Origin of the sequence: Streptomyces sp. NBC_00094 (assembly GCF_026343125.1) — a bacterium.
In the GTDB taxonomy this organism is placed as follows: Bacteria; Actinomycetota; Actinomycetes; order Streptomycetales; family Streptomycetaceae; genus Streptomyces.
Window position 1 is genome coordinate 2,586,922 of sequence record NZ_JAPEMB010000001.1, and the last position, 14,219, is coordinate 2,601,140.

Annotated in this window: 11 protein-coding genes; 5 read left to right on the forward strand and 6 right to left on the reverse strand. The window is 72.2% G+C overall.

The window, feature by feature from the left end:
• The first annotated feature begins 108 nt into the window (after positions 1 to 108).
• From OG580_RS11110 to OG580_RS11120, 3 genes are all read left to right on the forward strand, one after another.
• On the forward strand, positions 109 to 1,842 hold the full coding sequence (locus OG580_RS11110) for an ABC transporter ATP-binding protein (RefSeq protein WP_267043493.1): 1,734 nt from the start codon (positions 109 to 111) through the stop codon (positions 1,840 to 1,842).
• Positions 1,842 to 3,767, forward strand: coding sequence for an ABC transporter ATP-binding protein (locus OG580_RS11115; protein ID WP_267043494.1), 1,926 nt, complete (start codon positions 1,842 to 1,844; stop codon positions 3,765 to 3,767). Before OG580_RS11110 ends, OG580_RS11115 begins: the two co-directional genes overlap by 1 nt.
• A 66-nt stretch (positions 3,768 to 3,833) precedes the next feature.
• Complete coding sequence (locus tag OG580_RS11120) at positions 3,834 to 5,039, forward strand: TerD family protein (protein ID WP_267043495.1); 1,206 nt, start codon at positions 3,834 to 3,836, stop codon at positions 5,037 to 5,039.
• On the opposite strand, the gene OG580_RS11125 is transcribed toward OG580_RS11120, so the two are convergent.
• The 6 genes from OG580_RS11125 to OG580_RS11150 form a co-directional block, all read right to left on the reverse strand.
• Positions 5,036 to 6,157, reverse strand: coding sequence for an RNA polymerase sigma factor (locus OG580_RS11125; RefSeq protein WP_267043496.1), 1,122 nt, complete (start codon positions 6,155 to 6,157; stop codon positions 5,036 to 5,038). The two genes, OG580_RS11120 and OG580_RS11125, sit on opposite strands and share 4 nt — an antisense overlap.
• 68 nt (positions 6,158 to 6,225) lie before the next feature.
• Positions 6,226 to 8,121 carry a DNA primase gene (gene dnaG, locus OG580_RS11130; protein WP_267043497.1) on the reverse strand — a complete coding sequence of 632 codons (1,896 nt, stop codon included), beginning with the start codon at positions 8,119 to 8,121 and terminating at the stop codon, positions 6,226 to 6,228.
• Positions 8,122 to 8,185: 64 nt separating this feature from the next.
• Positions 8,186 to 9,448, reverse strand: coding sequence for an NAD(P)/FAD-dependent oxidoreductase (locus OG580_RS11135; protein WP_267043498.1), 1,263 nt, complete (start codon positions 9,446 to 9,448; stop codon positions 8,186 to 8,188).
• A 197-nt stretch (positions 9,449 to 9,645) separates the two neighbouring features.
• A complete protein-coding gene (locus OG580_RS11140; RefSeq protein ID WP_267043499.1) occupies positions 9,646 to 10,956 on the reverse strand; it encodes a deoxyguanosinetriphosphate triphosphohydrolase in 1,311 nt (436 codons plus the stop codon).
• A gap of 35 nt (positions 10,957 to 10,991) precedes the next feature.
• On the reverse strand, positions 10,992 to 11,771 hold the full coding sequence (locus tag OG580_RS11145) for a sirohydrochlorin chelatase (protein WP_267047968.1): 780 nt from the start codon (positions 11,769 to 11,771) through the stop codon (positions 10,992 to 10,994).
• A 200-nt stretch (positions 11,772 to 11,971) separates the two neighbouring features.
• Positions 11,972 to 12,658 carry a hypothetical protein gene (locus tag OG580_RS11150; protein ID WP_267043500.1) on the reverse strand — a complete coding sequence of 229 codons (687 nt, stop codon included), beginning with the start codon at positions 12,656 to 12,658 and terminating at the stop codon, positions 11,972 to 11,974.
• Positions 12,659 to 12,737: 79 nt separating this feature from the next.
• Here OG580_RS11150 and OG580_RS11155 point away from each other — a divergent pair, with 79 nt between their 5' ends.
• Together OG580_RS11155 and OG580_RS11160 are read left to right on the forward strand one after the other, a co-directional pair.
• Positions 12,738 to 13,487: an aquaporin gene (locus tag OG580_RS11155; protein WP_267043501.1), complete on the forward strand. Its 750-nt coding sequence runs from the start codon at positions 12,738 to 12,740 to the stop codon at positions 13,485 to 13,487.
• Between the two features lie 40 nt (positions 13,488 to 13,527).
• Complete coding sequence (locus tag OG580_RS11160; protein WP_267043502.1) at positions 13,528 to 14,217, forward strand: vancomycin high temperature exclusion protein; 690 nt, start codon at positions 13,528 to 13,530, stop codon at positions 14,215 to 14,217.
• Positions 14,218 to 14,219: the final 2 nt, after the last annotated feature.

Genomic DNA, 14,219 nt, shown 5'->3' on the forward strand with positions numbered 1-14,219 from the left:
GCAAGACACCCCGCCTAAACCCGCGCTTCGTAAAGTCTTCGCCAGGGCTCGCCCCGCACCCCGAAAACCGAGTCGTCTCCCACAGGGGTGCGGGCGATAGTAGGACCCGTGCTCATAAGACTTCTCCGAACCCACCTGCGGCCCTACCGAAAACCCATCGCGCTGCTCGTCCTGCTGCAGTTCCTGCAGACCTGCGCGAGCCTCTACCTGCCGACGCTGAACGCGGACATCATCGACAACGGTGTCGTGAACGGCGACACCGGCTACATCCTGCGCTTCGGCGCCCTGATGGTCGGCGTCTCCGTCGTGCAGGTCGTCTGCAACATCGGCGCCGTCTACTACGGCGCACGGACGGCGTCCGCGCTGGGCCGGGACATCCGCGGGGCGATCTTCGACCGGGTGCAGTCCTTCTCCGCGCGGGAGCTCGGCCACTTCGGCGCGCCCTCGCTGATCACCCGTACGACCAATGACGTGCAGCAGGTCCAGATGCTGGTCCTGATGGCGTTCACCCTGATGGTCTCCGCACCGATCATGTGTGTCGGCGGCATCGTGATGGCGCTCGGCCAGGACGTGCCGCTGTCGGCCGTGCTGCTCGCGGTCGTGCCGGTCCTCGGCGTCTCCGTCACCCTGATCGTCCGGCGGATGCGGCCGCTCTTCCGGACCATGCAGGAGCGCCTCGACACGGTGAACCGGGTGCTGCGCGAGCAGATCACCGGCAACCGCGTCATCCGCGCCTTCGTGAAGGACGGGTACGAGGAGGAGCGGTTCCGCCGGGCCAACGCCGACCTGACCGACGTGTCGATGTCGACCGGCCGGCTGATGGCGCTGATGTTCCCGGTCGTCATGACCGTCGTGAACGTCTCCAGCGTCGCCGTCGTCTGGTTCGGCGCGCACCGCATCGACAGCGGCGGGATGGAGATCGGCGCGCTGACCGCCTTCCTCGCCTATCTGATGCAGATCGTGATGGCCGTCATGATGGCCACCTTCATGTTCATGATGGTGCCGCGCGCCGAGGTGTGCGCCGAGCGCATCGAGGAGGTCCTCGCGACCGAGTCCAGCGTCGTCCCGCCGGCCGAGCCGGTGACGACCCTCGACCGGCGCGGGCACCTGGAGGTCAGGAGCGCGGACTTCCGGTACCCGGGCGCGGAGGAGTCGGTCCTCAAGGACGTCGGGCTCGTCGCCCGGCCCGGGGAGACGACCGCGATCATCGGGTCCACCGGCAGCGGCAAGTCGACGCTCCTCGGGCTCGTCCCCCGCCTCTTCGACGCCACCGGGGGCGAGGTCCTCGTCGACGGCGTCGACGTGCGGAAGCTCGACCCCGCGCTGATGGCGAGGACCGTGAGTCTCGTCCCGCAGAAGCCGTACCTGTTCTCCGGGACGGTGGCGACGAACCTGCGGTACGGGAAGCCCGACGCGACCGACGAGGAGCTCTGGCACGCCCTGGAGGTCGCCCAGGCCGCCGACTTCGTCCGAGCCCTCGAGAACGGGCTGAACGCCCCGATCGCGCAGGGCGGCACGAACGTCTCCGGCGGTCAGCGGCAGCGGCTCGCCATCGCGCGGACGCTGGTGCGGAAGCCGGAGATCTACCTCTTCGACGACTCCTTCTCCGCCCTGGACTACGAGACCGACGCGCTGCTGCGCGAGGCGCTCCGGCGGGAGACGGCCGACTCGACCGTGGTGATCGTCGCCCAGCGGGTGGCGACCATCCGGGACGCCGACCGGATCATCGTCCTCGACGAGGGCCGGGTCGTCGGCACGGGCCGGCACCAGGAGCTGATGGTGGAGAACGAGACGTACCGGGAGATCGTGCTCTCCCAGCTGACCGAGGCGGAGGCAGCCTGATGGCCGGTCCTGGCGGACGCATGATGGCCGGTGGCGGCCCCGACCAGCGGTCGATGGACTTCAAGGGCTCGGGCAGACGGCTGCTGAAGCAGCTCGCGCCCGAGCGCGCCACGCTCTGGGTGATGCTGATCGCGGGCGTGCTGTCGGTGGCGGCCTCCGTGGTCGGGCCGAAGATCCTCGGCAAGGCGACCGACCTGGTCTTCGCGGGCGTCATCGGGCGGGAGTTCGAGGGCGGTACGAAGGCGGAGGTCATCGAGGGACTCCGCGCGACGGGCGACTCCGGCAAGGCGGACATGCTCTCGGGGGTCGACTTCACCCCGGGGCAGGGCATCGACTTCGGCGCGGTCGGCGAGGTCCTGCTCTGGGTCCTCGCGATCTACGTGGCGGCGGGCCTGCTGATGCTGGTCTCCACCCGTATGTCGATCAAGGTGATCAACCGGACGGTCTTCCGGATGCGGGAGGACGTCCAGACGAAGCTGGCGCGGCTGCCGCTGTCGTACTTCGACAAGGCGAAGCGCGGCGAGGTCCTGTCCCGGGCGACCAACGACATCGACAACATCTCGCAGACCCTCCAGCAGTCGATGGGCCAGCTGGTCAACTCGCTGCTCACGATCGTCGGCGTCCTCGCGATGATGTTCTGGATCTCGCCGCTGCTCGCCCTGGTGGCGCTGGTGACGGTGCCGGTCTCGGTCTTCGTCGCGGCGAAGATCGGCAAGCGCTCGCAGCCGCACTTCGTGCAGCAGTGGAAGTCCACGGGCACGCTGAACGCGCACGTGGAGGAGATGTACACCGGGCACACCCTGGTGAAGGTCTTCGGCCGGCAGGAGGAGTCCGCGCGGGACTTCGCCGAGCAGAACGAGGCCCTCTACGAGGCCGGGTTCAAGGCGCAGTTCAACAGCGGCGTGATGCAGCCGGTGATGTTCTTCGTCTCGAACATCAACTACGTCCTGGTGGCCGTGGTCGGCGGTCTGCGGGTGGCGAGCGGCACGCTCTCCATCGGTGACGTGCAGGCCTTCATCCAGTACTCGCGCCAGTTCTCGATGCCGCTGACGCAGGTCGCGTCGATGGCGAACCTGGTGCAGTCGGGCGTGGCCTCGGCGGAGCGGGTCTTCGAGCTCCTCGACGCCGAGGAGCAGGAGCCGGACGCGCCGACGAGCGAGCACCCGGCGGACCTCAAGGGCAAGGTCGCCCTGGAGGGCGTCTCCTTCCGGTACGAGAAGGACAAGCCGCTCATCGAGGACCTGTCGCTCACCGTGGAGCCGGGCCAGACGGTCGCGATCGTCGGCCCGACGGGAGCGGGCAAGACGACCCTCGTGAACCTCCTCATGCGGTTCTACGAGGTCACGGGCGGCCGGATCACCCTGGACGGCGTCGACGTCGCGAAGATGTCCCGCGAGGACCTGCGCAAGGGCGTCGGCATGGTCCTCCAGGACACGTGGCTGTTCGGCGGGACCATCGCCGACAACATCGCGTACGGCGCCACGCGCGAGGTCACCCGGGCGGAGGTCGAGGAGGCGGCACGGGCCGCGCACGCCGACCGGTTCATCCGCACCCTGCCCGACGGCTACGACACGGTCATCGACGACGACGGGGCCGGGGTCAGCGCGGGCGAGAAGCAGCTGATCACCATCGCGCGGGCGTTCCTGTCCGACCCGGTGATCCTCGTCCTCGACGAGGCCACCAGCTCGGTCGACACCCGCACCGAGGTGCTCATCCAGAAGGCGATGGCCCGACTGGCCGACGGGCGCACCTCGTTCGTCATCGCGCACCGGCTCTCCACGATCCGGGACGCGGACGTGATCCTGGTGATGGAGAGCGGCTCGATCGTCGAACAGGGCACCCATGAGGAGCTGTTGGCGTCCGGCGGGGCCTATGCCCGATTGTACGCGGCGCAGTTCGCCCAGGCGGTCGTCGAAGTGGACTGACCTGCGGTCACCTTGCGTTCCGGGAAGTGATCGACTCCTGATGGCCCGTGTCGCATGATGTGCGGCATGGGTCATTTGGTGAAGAACAAGGGGTACTGGGTGCCGTCGGTCGCCCTCCGGGTGCGGATACCGGGCGCGGAGGCCGCAGCGCTACTCCTCGACGGGTCCGGGCGGGTCCGCGGCGACGCGGATCTGGTCTTCGATGGGCAGCCCTCGCACCCGTCGGGGGCGGTGCGGCTCGGCCCGTCGGATATCGGCCTCGACCTCGACCTGAACGAGGTCGAGCCCGCGATCGAGCGGATCGTGGTCGCGGGGTGGAGCCGGCACGGCGGCTTCGGAGAGCCCCCGGTGCTCGACGCGGTCGCACCGGACGGTTCGACCGTGCTCTCGTACGCGCCGTCGGAAGCGCCGGACATGCCCGCCGTCGCGGTCGGTGTCTTCTACCGGGAGGCCGGCGGCTGGAAGTTCGACGGTGTCGGGGAGGGGTACGGCGCCGGACTGGCGGGCCTCGTCACGGCGTACGGGGTCGAGGTCACCGAGGACGAGCGGGTGCCGGTCCTGGGGCCGGTGCGGCTGACCGGCGTGGTGAAGGTGCCGGGACAGGTACCGGCACCCGGCGGGTACGTGCCGGGGCTCTTCCCGCCGTTGGAACGGCCCTACCACCTGGTCGAGGGCTGGGAGTTCGGCGAGGTCTTCGAGCCCTTCACCGCCGAGGGCCACGGCCACCAGGTGATCACCGTCGACCCGTCGCCGTCGGGTCCCGTCCTCGTCGAGCTGGCGCACGAGGGAGAGGGGTACGTCTCCCTCTTTCCGCTCAACAAGAGGAACAAGGACGAGGACTTCCTCTTCGCCTCCGCGCTGCCCGACCACCGGGGCAGCAAGATCCTGCAGGCCCCGAGCGACCGTCCCCTGCGCTTCCGGATCACCGCCACGGGCCGGTGGGTGCTGCGGGTGAAGCCGGTCGCGGCGGCCCGCCGCATCGAGAACGTCCTGCACGGCTACGGCGCCGAGGCGCTCCTGTACACCGGCGGGGTGGCCGACCTGCGGGTCGACTTCTTCGGCACGACCGAGATCGAGGGCGGCTACGCCAGCCTCTCCACGTACGAGGTGAAGGGCCGCACGAGCGTGCCGAGCGACGACCGGCTGCTGTTCACCAGCAACGGAAGGATGCGGCGGTCGGTTCCGCTCTCGGCGGGCCCGCTGGTGCTGCGCTACTTCGCGGCGGGCCCGTGGACGCTGACCGTCGGGGAGGTCGACCCGGACAGGTCCTAGTCCAGATAGCCCCGCAGCTGGTCGGAGTAGGCGTGGTCCCGCAGTTTGCCGAGGGTCTTGGACTCGATCTGGCGGATGCGTTCGCGCGTCACGCCGAAGATGCGTCCTATCTCCTCCAGGGTGCGGGGCCTGCCGTCGTCGAGGCCGTAGCGGAGCTGGACGACCTTCCGTTCCCGCTCGCCGAGGGTGGAGAGCACGTCCTCCAGGTGGCGGCGGAGCAGTAGGAAGGCGGCGGACTCGACGGGTGAGGCGGCGTCGCCGTCCTCGATGAGGTCGCCGAGGGCGACGTCGTCCTCCTCGCCGACGGGGGCGTGCAGGGAGACCGGTTCCTGGGCGAGGCGGAGGACCTCGCCGACCCGCTCGGGGGCCAGGTCCAGCTGGGCGGCGACCTCCTCGGCGGTGGGTTCGTAGCCGCGCTCCTGGAGCATCCGGCGCTGGACGCGGATGACCCGGTTGATGAGCTCGACGACGTGCACGGGGACGCGGATGGTCCGGGCCTGGTCGGCGAGGGCCCGGGACATCGCCTGGCGGATCCACCAGGTCGCGTACGTGGAGAACTTGTAGCCGCGCGCGTAGTCGAACTTCTCGACGGCCCGGATGAGGCCGAGGTTCCCCTCCTGGACGAGGTCGAGCATGGTGAGGCCGCGGCCGATGTACCGCTTGGCGACGGAGACGACGAGGCGGAGGTTGGCCTCGATGAGCCTGCGTTTGGCGATCCGGCCGAGGACGACGAGCCGGTCCAGGTCGCCCGCCAACCGGCTGTCCAGGTCGGGGGTGTTGGTGAGCTTCTCCTCGGCGAAGAGCCCGGCCTCGACCCGGCGGGCGAGGTCGACCTCCTCCTCGGCGCTCAGCAGCGGGATGCGTCCGATCTCGCGCAGGTACTGCCGGAAGAGGTCGGAGGAGGGCCCGCCGCCACCGGGATCGGCGCGCCGCCGCTGGACCGGGACCTCGGGCTCCTCGTCGAGGTCGGGCTCGGTGGCGGGCTGTGACGGTTCCTGGGACACGGACTCGGTCTGGGTCTGCACGGGGGGCGACCTCCAGGGCGGGTGATCGCTGCCGGTTCGGGGGGCGCTACGGCAACGGGACGGCACCGTCACCCAGTGTGGGGTACGACACATCGCCGCCACGAGGGGCGTGCGGTGACTTTTTGGATCCGCCGGGTGACCCAGCGTGGATGACGGGCGCGTCAGAGCGCCGCAGCGCCGTTGTTCCGCAGGGACTGCCCGTACTGGGTGAGCACCCACAGTTCGTTCTGCACGGCGGCGTGCTGCTCCGGGTCGCCGTGGGCGCCGAGCCGGGCCAGGGTGCCCTGGACGTCGCGGATGCGGCGGTCGACGGCCCGCAGCCGGACGGTGACGAGCTGGTCGCCCGCGTACGCCTCGTCGACGGACTTGGCGAAGATCGCCTCGACGGCGAGTTCCGTGACGAGGGCGCGGACGCTGTCGTTGGGCGCGGCCTCGCGGACGGCGGAGAGGTAGTCGGAGGGGGCTCCGGTGGCGCCGCCCGCGTCCTGGACGCACTGGCGGACGGCCGCGTAGGGCGGGGCGGTGAACTCGTCGATGCCGTACGCGTCGAAGGCCGGGGAGACCAGTTCGGGGCGCTGGAGGGCGAGCTTGAGGAGTTCGCGCTCGGTGCGGTGGGCGGGGCTGCGCAGGTTGAGCGCGGGGCCGGCGGGCCCGGCCGACGGGGCCGGGGTGTCGTAGGTGCGCTGCCGGGACCGCTGCTGCTCCGGGGCCTTGCCGCCGCCTCCGCCGCGCTGCCAGCGGGCGAGCTGGGCGACCCGGTGGACGACGAACTGGGTGTCGAGGATGCCGACCAGGCCGGCGAGCTGGACGGCGACCCTGTGCTGCACGGCGAGGTTCTTGATCTTCGCGACGACCGGGGCGGCCTCGTCGAGGCCGGCGGCCTGGCCCGCCGGGGTCTCCAGGTCGTACCGGTTCACGATCTGGCGCAGGGCGAACTCGAAGAGCGGGGTGCGCGGCTCGGTGAGTTCGGCGACGGCCTGGTCGCCCTTGGCGAGCCGCAGCTCGCAGGGGTCCATGCCGTCGGGGGCGATCGCGATGTAGGTCTCGGCGGCGAACTTCTGGTCGTCCTCGAAGGCGCGCAGGGCGGCCTTCTGGCCGGCGGCGTCGCCGTCGAAGGTGAAGATGACGCGGGCCGAGCCGTTGTCCATGAGGAGGCGGCGGAGGATCTTGATGTGGTCGCCGCCGAAGGCGGTGCCGCAGGTCGCGATGGCGGTGGTGACGCCGGCGAGGTGGCAGGCCATGACGTCGGTGTAGCCCTCGACGACGACGGCCCGGCTGACCTTGGCGATGTCCTTCTTGGCCAGGTCGATGCCGTACAGCACCTGGGACTTCTTGTAGATCGGCGTCTCGGGCGTGTTGAGGTACTTGGGGCCGTTGTCGTCGTCGCGGAGCTTGCGCGCGCCGAAGCCGACGACCTCGCCGCCGACGTCCCTGATCGGCCACATGAGGCGGCCGCGGAAGCGGTCGATGGGGCCGCGGCGGCCGTCCTGGGAGAGGCCGGAGAGGATCAGTTCCTTGTCGGAGAAGCCCTTGCCGCGCAGGAAGCGGGTGAGGTGGTCCCAGCCGGCCGGGGAGTAGCCGACGCCGAAGTGCGCGGCGGCGGCCTGGTCGAAGCCGCGCTCGGCGAGGAACTTTCGGCCGATCTCGGCTTCGGGCGAGTCGAGTTGATCGATGTAGAACTGGGTGGCGACCTTGTGCGCCTCGACCAGGCGGATGCGCTCCCCGCGCTGGTGGCCGGGGTTGTAGCCGCCTTCCTCGTACCGCAGGGTGATGCCCGCCTTGGCGGCGAGGCGCTCGACCGTCTCCGAGAAGGAGAGGTGGTCGATCTTCATCACGAAGGCGAAGGTGTCGCCGCCTTCCTGGCAGCCGAAGCAGTGGAAGAGTCCCTTGCTGGGGCTGACCTGGAAGGAAGGCGACTTCTCGTCGTGGAAGGGGCAGAGCCCCTTGAGGTTTCCGCCGCCCGCGTTGCGTAGCTGGAGGTACTCGGACACGACGGCGTCGATCGGGACCGCGTCCCGGACCGCCTTCACGTCGTCATCGTTGATCCTGCCTGCCACGCATGAAGTGTACGGGGGTCCGGGGGTCGCCTTCCGGGAAGTGCCGGGGCCGGGGACGGACGGGTTACGGGACCAGGCTCTCCAGGGGGACGGAGGGGTCGGCGAGGGCGTCCGGGTCCACGGCCGTACGGGAGCGGATGAGCCGCTGGATCGGCTCTGTGACGTCCCACACGTTCACGTTCATGCCCGCGAGGACCCGGCCCTCCTTGAGCCAGAAGGCGATGAACTCGCGCTTGCCGGTGTCGCCGCGGACCACGACCTGGTCGTACGTGCCCGGGGGCGCCCAGCCGGAGTACTCCATGCCCAGGTCGTACTGGTCGGAGAAGAAGTAGGGCACCCGGTCGTAGGAGACGGTCTGCCCGAGCATGGCGCGGGCGGCGGCCGGGCCGCCGTTGAGGGCGTTGGCCCAGTGCTCGACCCGGAGCCGGGTGTGGAGCAGCGGGTGGTGGGCGGCGGCCACGTCGCCGGCGGCGTGGATGTCGGGGTCGGAGGTGCGCAGGGACGCGTCGACGGCGATGCCGCCGCCGTCGGCCCGGTCGACGAGGGCGAGCCCGGAGTTCTCGGCGAGGGCGGTACGGGGGGCGGCGCCGATCGCGGCGAGCACGGCGTGCGCCGGGTGCTCCTCGCCGTCGTCGGTGCGGACGGCGAGGACCATGCCGTCCTGGCCGACGATCTCGGTGAGCCGGGCGCCGAAGTGGAAGCGGACGCCGTGGTCGGCGTGGAGGTCGGCGAAGAGCTGGCCGAGCTCGGGGCCGAGGACGCGGTGGAGCGGGGTGGGGTCGGACTCGACGACGGTGACCTCGGCGCCGTAGCCGCGGGCCGCGGCGGCGACCTCCAGGCCGATCCAGCCGCCGCCGGCGATCACCAGGTGGCCGTTGTCCCGGCCGAGGGTCGCGAGGACCTGGCGGAGCCGGTCGGCGTGGGCGAGCCGGCGCAGGTGGTGGACGCCGGCGAGTTCGGTGCCGGGGATGTCGAGGCGTCGCGGCTCGGCGCCGGTGGCGAGGAGCAGCTTGTCGTAGCGGATGACGGTGCCGTCGCCGAGGCGCACGGTGCGGGCCTCGCGGTCGACGGCGGTGACGGACTGGCCGAGGTGGAGCTCGATGTCGTTCCGCGCGTACCAGGCGGCCTCGTGGACGAAGACGCTGTCGCGTTCCTTGGCGCCGGTGAGGTAGCCCTTGGAGAGGGGTGGGCGCTCGTAGGGGTGGTCGCGTTCGTCGCCGATGAGGATCACCCGGCCGTTGAACCCCTCGGAGCGCAGTGTCTCCGCCGCCTTGGCCCCTGCCAGCCCCCCGCCGACGATGACAAAGGTCTGATCTGCGTCGACCACGTCGTTTCCTCCTCGTTGCGACCGGTTCCAACCTACGCCCCCGGGCGTTCGTCCGGCCGTTCCGCCTCGGGGCGTGCATGCGAGCGTCCCGCATGGAGGGAGGGGAGGGAAGAGGACCTGACTCCCCCGGCCGCGACCCCGGCCTGATCGGCAAGACGCCCCATAGGGCCTGTCTGACAATTGGCGTCGGATAGGCCCTAGGCGTGGTGCGGGCGGAGGTAGCGGTGGAGGGCGCGGGCGGAGGCGTCGGTGAGGGAGGCGATCTGGTCGACGATGACGCGCTTGCGGGAGCGGTCGTTCCGGGCGGCGTCGAACGCGGCCCGGAACTGCGGTTCGAGGCCGTCGGGGGCGCGGACGACGAGGGCCTCGGCGAGTTCGGCGACGACGACGCGCTGGTCGGCGCGGAGCACCTCCTGTTCGGCGCGCTGCATCACGTACCGGTCGGCGACGGCCTTGAGGACGGCGCATTCGTTGCGCGCCTCGCGGGGGACGACGAGCTCGGCGCCGTACCGGGTGAGGCGGCCCGATCCCCATGCCTGGCGGGTGGCGCCCTCGGCGGCGAGGCAGAAGCGGCCGATGAGCTGGCTGGTGGCGTCCTTGAGGCGGGCCTGGGCGACGGCCGAGCCGTCGTAGCCGTGGGGCCACCACTCCTGGTCGACGAGCCGGTCGAGGGCTTCGGCGAGCTCCTGGGGGTCGGTGTCCTCGGGGACGTAGCGCCCGATGGCGACGGACCAGATGTCGGCGCGCTCGGGCTCGGAGAGCAGCATGTTGGGGTCGATGTGCCCGGCGTGCAGGCCGTCCTCGAAGTCGTGGACGGAGTAGGCGACGTCGTCGGACCAGTCCATGACCTGGGCCTCGAAGCACTTGCGGTGGGCGGGGGCGCCTTCCCGGATCCACGCGAAGACGGGCAGGTCGTCCTCGTACACGCCGAACTTGGGCGAGCCGGGGTCGTCGGGGTGGCCGCCGCGCGGCCAGGGGTACTTGGTGGCGGCATCGAGGGCGGCGCGGGTGAGGTTCAGTCCGACGCTGACGAGTTCGCCCTCCGGGTCCTTCACGAAGCGCTTGGGCTCGATACGGGTGAGGAGGCGGAGCGACTGGGCGTTGCCCTCGAAGCCGCCGCAGTCCTTGGCGACGTCGTTGAGCGCCTGCTCGCCGTTGTGCCCGAAGGGCGGGTGGCCCATGTCGTGGGAGAGGCAGGCGGCCTCGACGAGGTCGGGGTCGCAGCCGAGGGCGGCGCCGAGCTCGCGGCCGACCTGGGCGCACTCCAGGGAGTGGGTGAGCCGGGTGCGGGGGCTGGCGTCCCAGGCGTGGCTGCGGGTGCCGGGGGTGACGACCTGGGTCTTGCCGGCGAGCCTGCGCAGCGAGGCGGAGTGCAGCACGCGGGCGCGGTCGCGCTGGAAGGCGGTGCGGCCGGGGCGCTTGTCGGGTTCGGCGGCCCAGCGCTCGGTCGCGGCGGAGTCGTAGCCGGGGGTCCCCGTGATGTCTGCGGTGTCCTCGATGCCTTCCATGCGTCGAAGGTAACCGGAGGGACCGACAGAAGAGCTCAGATGACGGCGAGTTCCCGCGCGCGGGTGGTGCCGACGCCGCTCAGGGCGCGGTCGTAGCGGTGCAGGACGAGTCGGGCGAGGGCCGGGTGGGCGCCGAGCGGGGCGGCGGCGATCCAGGGGGCGTGGGCGGCGGCGCGGGTCGCGAAGAGGCCGGGGGCGGTGAAGCAGGAGGCGACGGCGACCCGGTGGCGGCCCCGGGCGGCGAGGGCCCGGACGGCCTCGGGGACGGTGGGCGCGGCGGCGGAGGCGTACGCGGGGACGACGGGCACTCCGCCGAGGCGTTCGCCGAGGAGGGCGGCGATCCGGCGGATCTCGGCGCCGGACCGGGGGTCGCGGGAGCCGGCGGAGGCGAGGACGACGCCGGTGGCGCGGGAGGCCCGGTCCTCGGGGGTCCAGCCGGCCTCCGCGAGCCGGTCGGCGAGGGCCTCGACGAGGAGCGGGTGTGCGCCGAGCGGTTCGGCGACGCGGGCCCGGAGGCCGGGCGCGGCGGCGACGGCGACGGGCAGGTCGTGGGTGACGTGGTGGCCGGGCGCGAAGAGCAGGGGTACGAGGACGGCGTCCCGGCCCTCGGCGGCTATGCCGGCCAGGGTGTCGTCGAGGAGCGGCGCGTTCAGCTCGATGTGGGCGAGGCGCGCGTCGAGCCCGGGGCGCAGCTCGCGGACCCGGTCGAGGAGCAGGCTCAGGGTGGCCCGGGCACGGGGGTCGCGGCTGCCGTGGCCGACGGCGACGAGGGTGGGGGCGCCGGGCGCCTGCGGGGCGAGGGCGGGTGCGTTCATGGGCGGGCGCGTCCTCAGGAGGGGGAGGTGGCTGAGCCGCGCCCCGAGCTGCTCGGCGATGCCGCCGAGCCACTCGGGTGCGCTGTCGAACGTGCTGTCCGGCTCCGTCATGCACCGATCCTGAGGGCGCTACGTTGCCTGCCCGTTGCGTGGGGGTCACGACTGTTTGCCGTGACCTCACGGGCGGCCCCCGGTGGGTGTCAGGCGCCCAGCCAGACCCGCAGCGGGCCGATCTCCTCGAAGCCGGCGGCGAGTGCGGGGGGCAGGTCGCCGCCGGACTCGTAGCCGACGACGGGGCGGTCGGCCGGGGCGGCGGCGAGGGCGCCCGCCCAGGTGACGGACGGGTCGGTGTCCCCCGTGGCGAAGAGGTTGGAGACGCCGGTGACCCGGGCGCTCGCGCTGAGCACCGCGCCGCCGAGGATCCGGCCGTCGGCGGCGTATCCCGCGACGATCGTCGTTGCCGGGTCGGCGAGGAGTCCGGGGCGGAAGAGCGCGGCGTCGTCGGCGTCGTCGCCGCTCCACGCGAGGGCCCAGGCGGCGAGTTCCTCCGGGGTGCGGACCGGGCGCCAGTCGCCGGGGGCGGCGGGAGCCGGGAGGCCCGCGGGCCGGTGGATCCAGCTCGCCTCGAAGAGGAGCCGGAAGCCCTCGGCGGCCAGGTCGAGGCGGGCGAAGCTGTCCTTGACGGAGGCTCCGGAGGTGGTGCGGTCGATGCCCGCGAGGACGTCCGCCGCAGTCGCGTCCTCGGTCAGCGTCACGGCGTCCGGGTAGTAGAGCGGGGTGCGGCGCTCGTTGGTCCAGGCGCGGGACCCGAAGGTGCCGGGGTGTCCGTGGGCGTGGCACATGGCCTGGCACCACTCGGCGTTGTTGCGGACGGCATCGATGATCATGGGCGGATCGTAGGGGGGTTCCTCGATTCCCGCCTCTGCATTCTTTTCGAGTTCCGTTCTGCGGAATATATTTTCCGCTATGAGAATGTCCCCGCCCTCTCTCCCCCGGCGCGCCGCCGCCGAGTTCATCGGCACCGCCGCCCTCGTCGCCGTGATCGTCGGCTCCGGCATCCGCGCCGACTCCCTCAGCCAGGACATCGGCGTCCGGCTGCTCGCCAACGCCGCCGCCTCCGCCCTCGGCCTCGGCCTGCTCATCGCCCTCATCGGCCCGCTCTCCGGCGCCCACTTCAACCCCGTCGTGACCCTCTCGGAGTGGTGGTCCCGCCGCCCCGAGCGCCGGGGGTCCCTCCGGACGGAGTCCGGGGGAGGGCGCGAGGCCCTCGCCTACATCGGCGCCCAGCTCGCCGGAGCCGTCACCGGCGCCCTGCTCGCCGAGGCGATGTTCGGGCGGGCGCCCGGCGCCTGGGCCACCGAGCCCCGCTCGGCGCTCCACCTCCTGCTCGGCGAGGCCGTCGCCACCGCCGGGCTCGTCCTCGTCGTGCAGGGCCTGCGCCGCATCGGCCGCCCCGGGCTCGCCCCGGTCGCGGTCGCCGGATACATCGGCGCGGCGATCTGGTTCACCTCCTCCGGCTCCTTCGCCAACCCGGCCGCCACCCTCGGCCGCGCCTTCTCCGACTCCTTCACCGGGATCGCCCCCGGCTCCGTGCCCTCCTACGCCGCCGCCCAACTCCTCGGCATGGTCATCGGCCTCGGGCTCGCCGGTGTGCTGTACGGAACACTTCGGGGGTCCGGCGAACCGAAGCCCGCCGATCCGCGTCGGACCGGGTGACAGCACGACACCGATCCATCCACTCCACGGAGGTTCCCGTATGCCGGCACGGCCGATCCGGTGGCTCCCCCGCACCACGCGGGCCCGCCGCCGCACCGTCCAGGCCGTCATGCTCGGCGCGGTCCTCGCGCTCGCCCCGGCCACCTGGATGCACACGGTCGCCGAACCCCGGCTCCGTACCACCGCCGACGTGCCCGCCCGGGACGTCGCCGTCGTGTTCGGCGCCGGGCTGTGGAAGGGGCGCCCCACCCCGTACCTCGCGCACCGGCTCGACACGGCCGCCGAGCTGTACCGCACGGGCAAGGTCCGGGTCCTGCTCGTCACCGGCGACAACAGCAGGACCGCCTACGACGAGCCCAGCGCCATGCGCACCTACCTCACCGAGCGCGGGGTGCCCGACGGCCGGATCGTCAGCGACTACGCCGGCTTCGACACCTGGGACTCCTGCGTCCGGGCCAGGAAGGTCTTCGGCGTCGACCGGGCCGTCCTCGTCACCCAGGACTTCCACATCAAGCGGGCCGTCGCCCTGTGCGGCCGGGCGGGCGTCGACGCGTACGGGGTCGGGGTCGCCGAACCCCACGACCGCACCTGGTACTACGGCACCACCCGCGAGCTCGTCGCGGCCGCCAAGGCCGCCCTCGACGCGGGCCTGCGCCCCGACCCGCACTTCCTCGGACCGAAGGAGAACGGCGTCACGGAGGCCCTCGCCTCACCTCTCGACGGGCGCTGAAC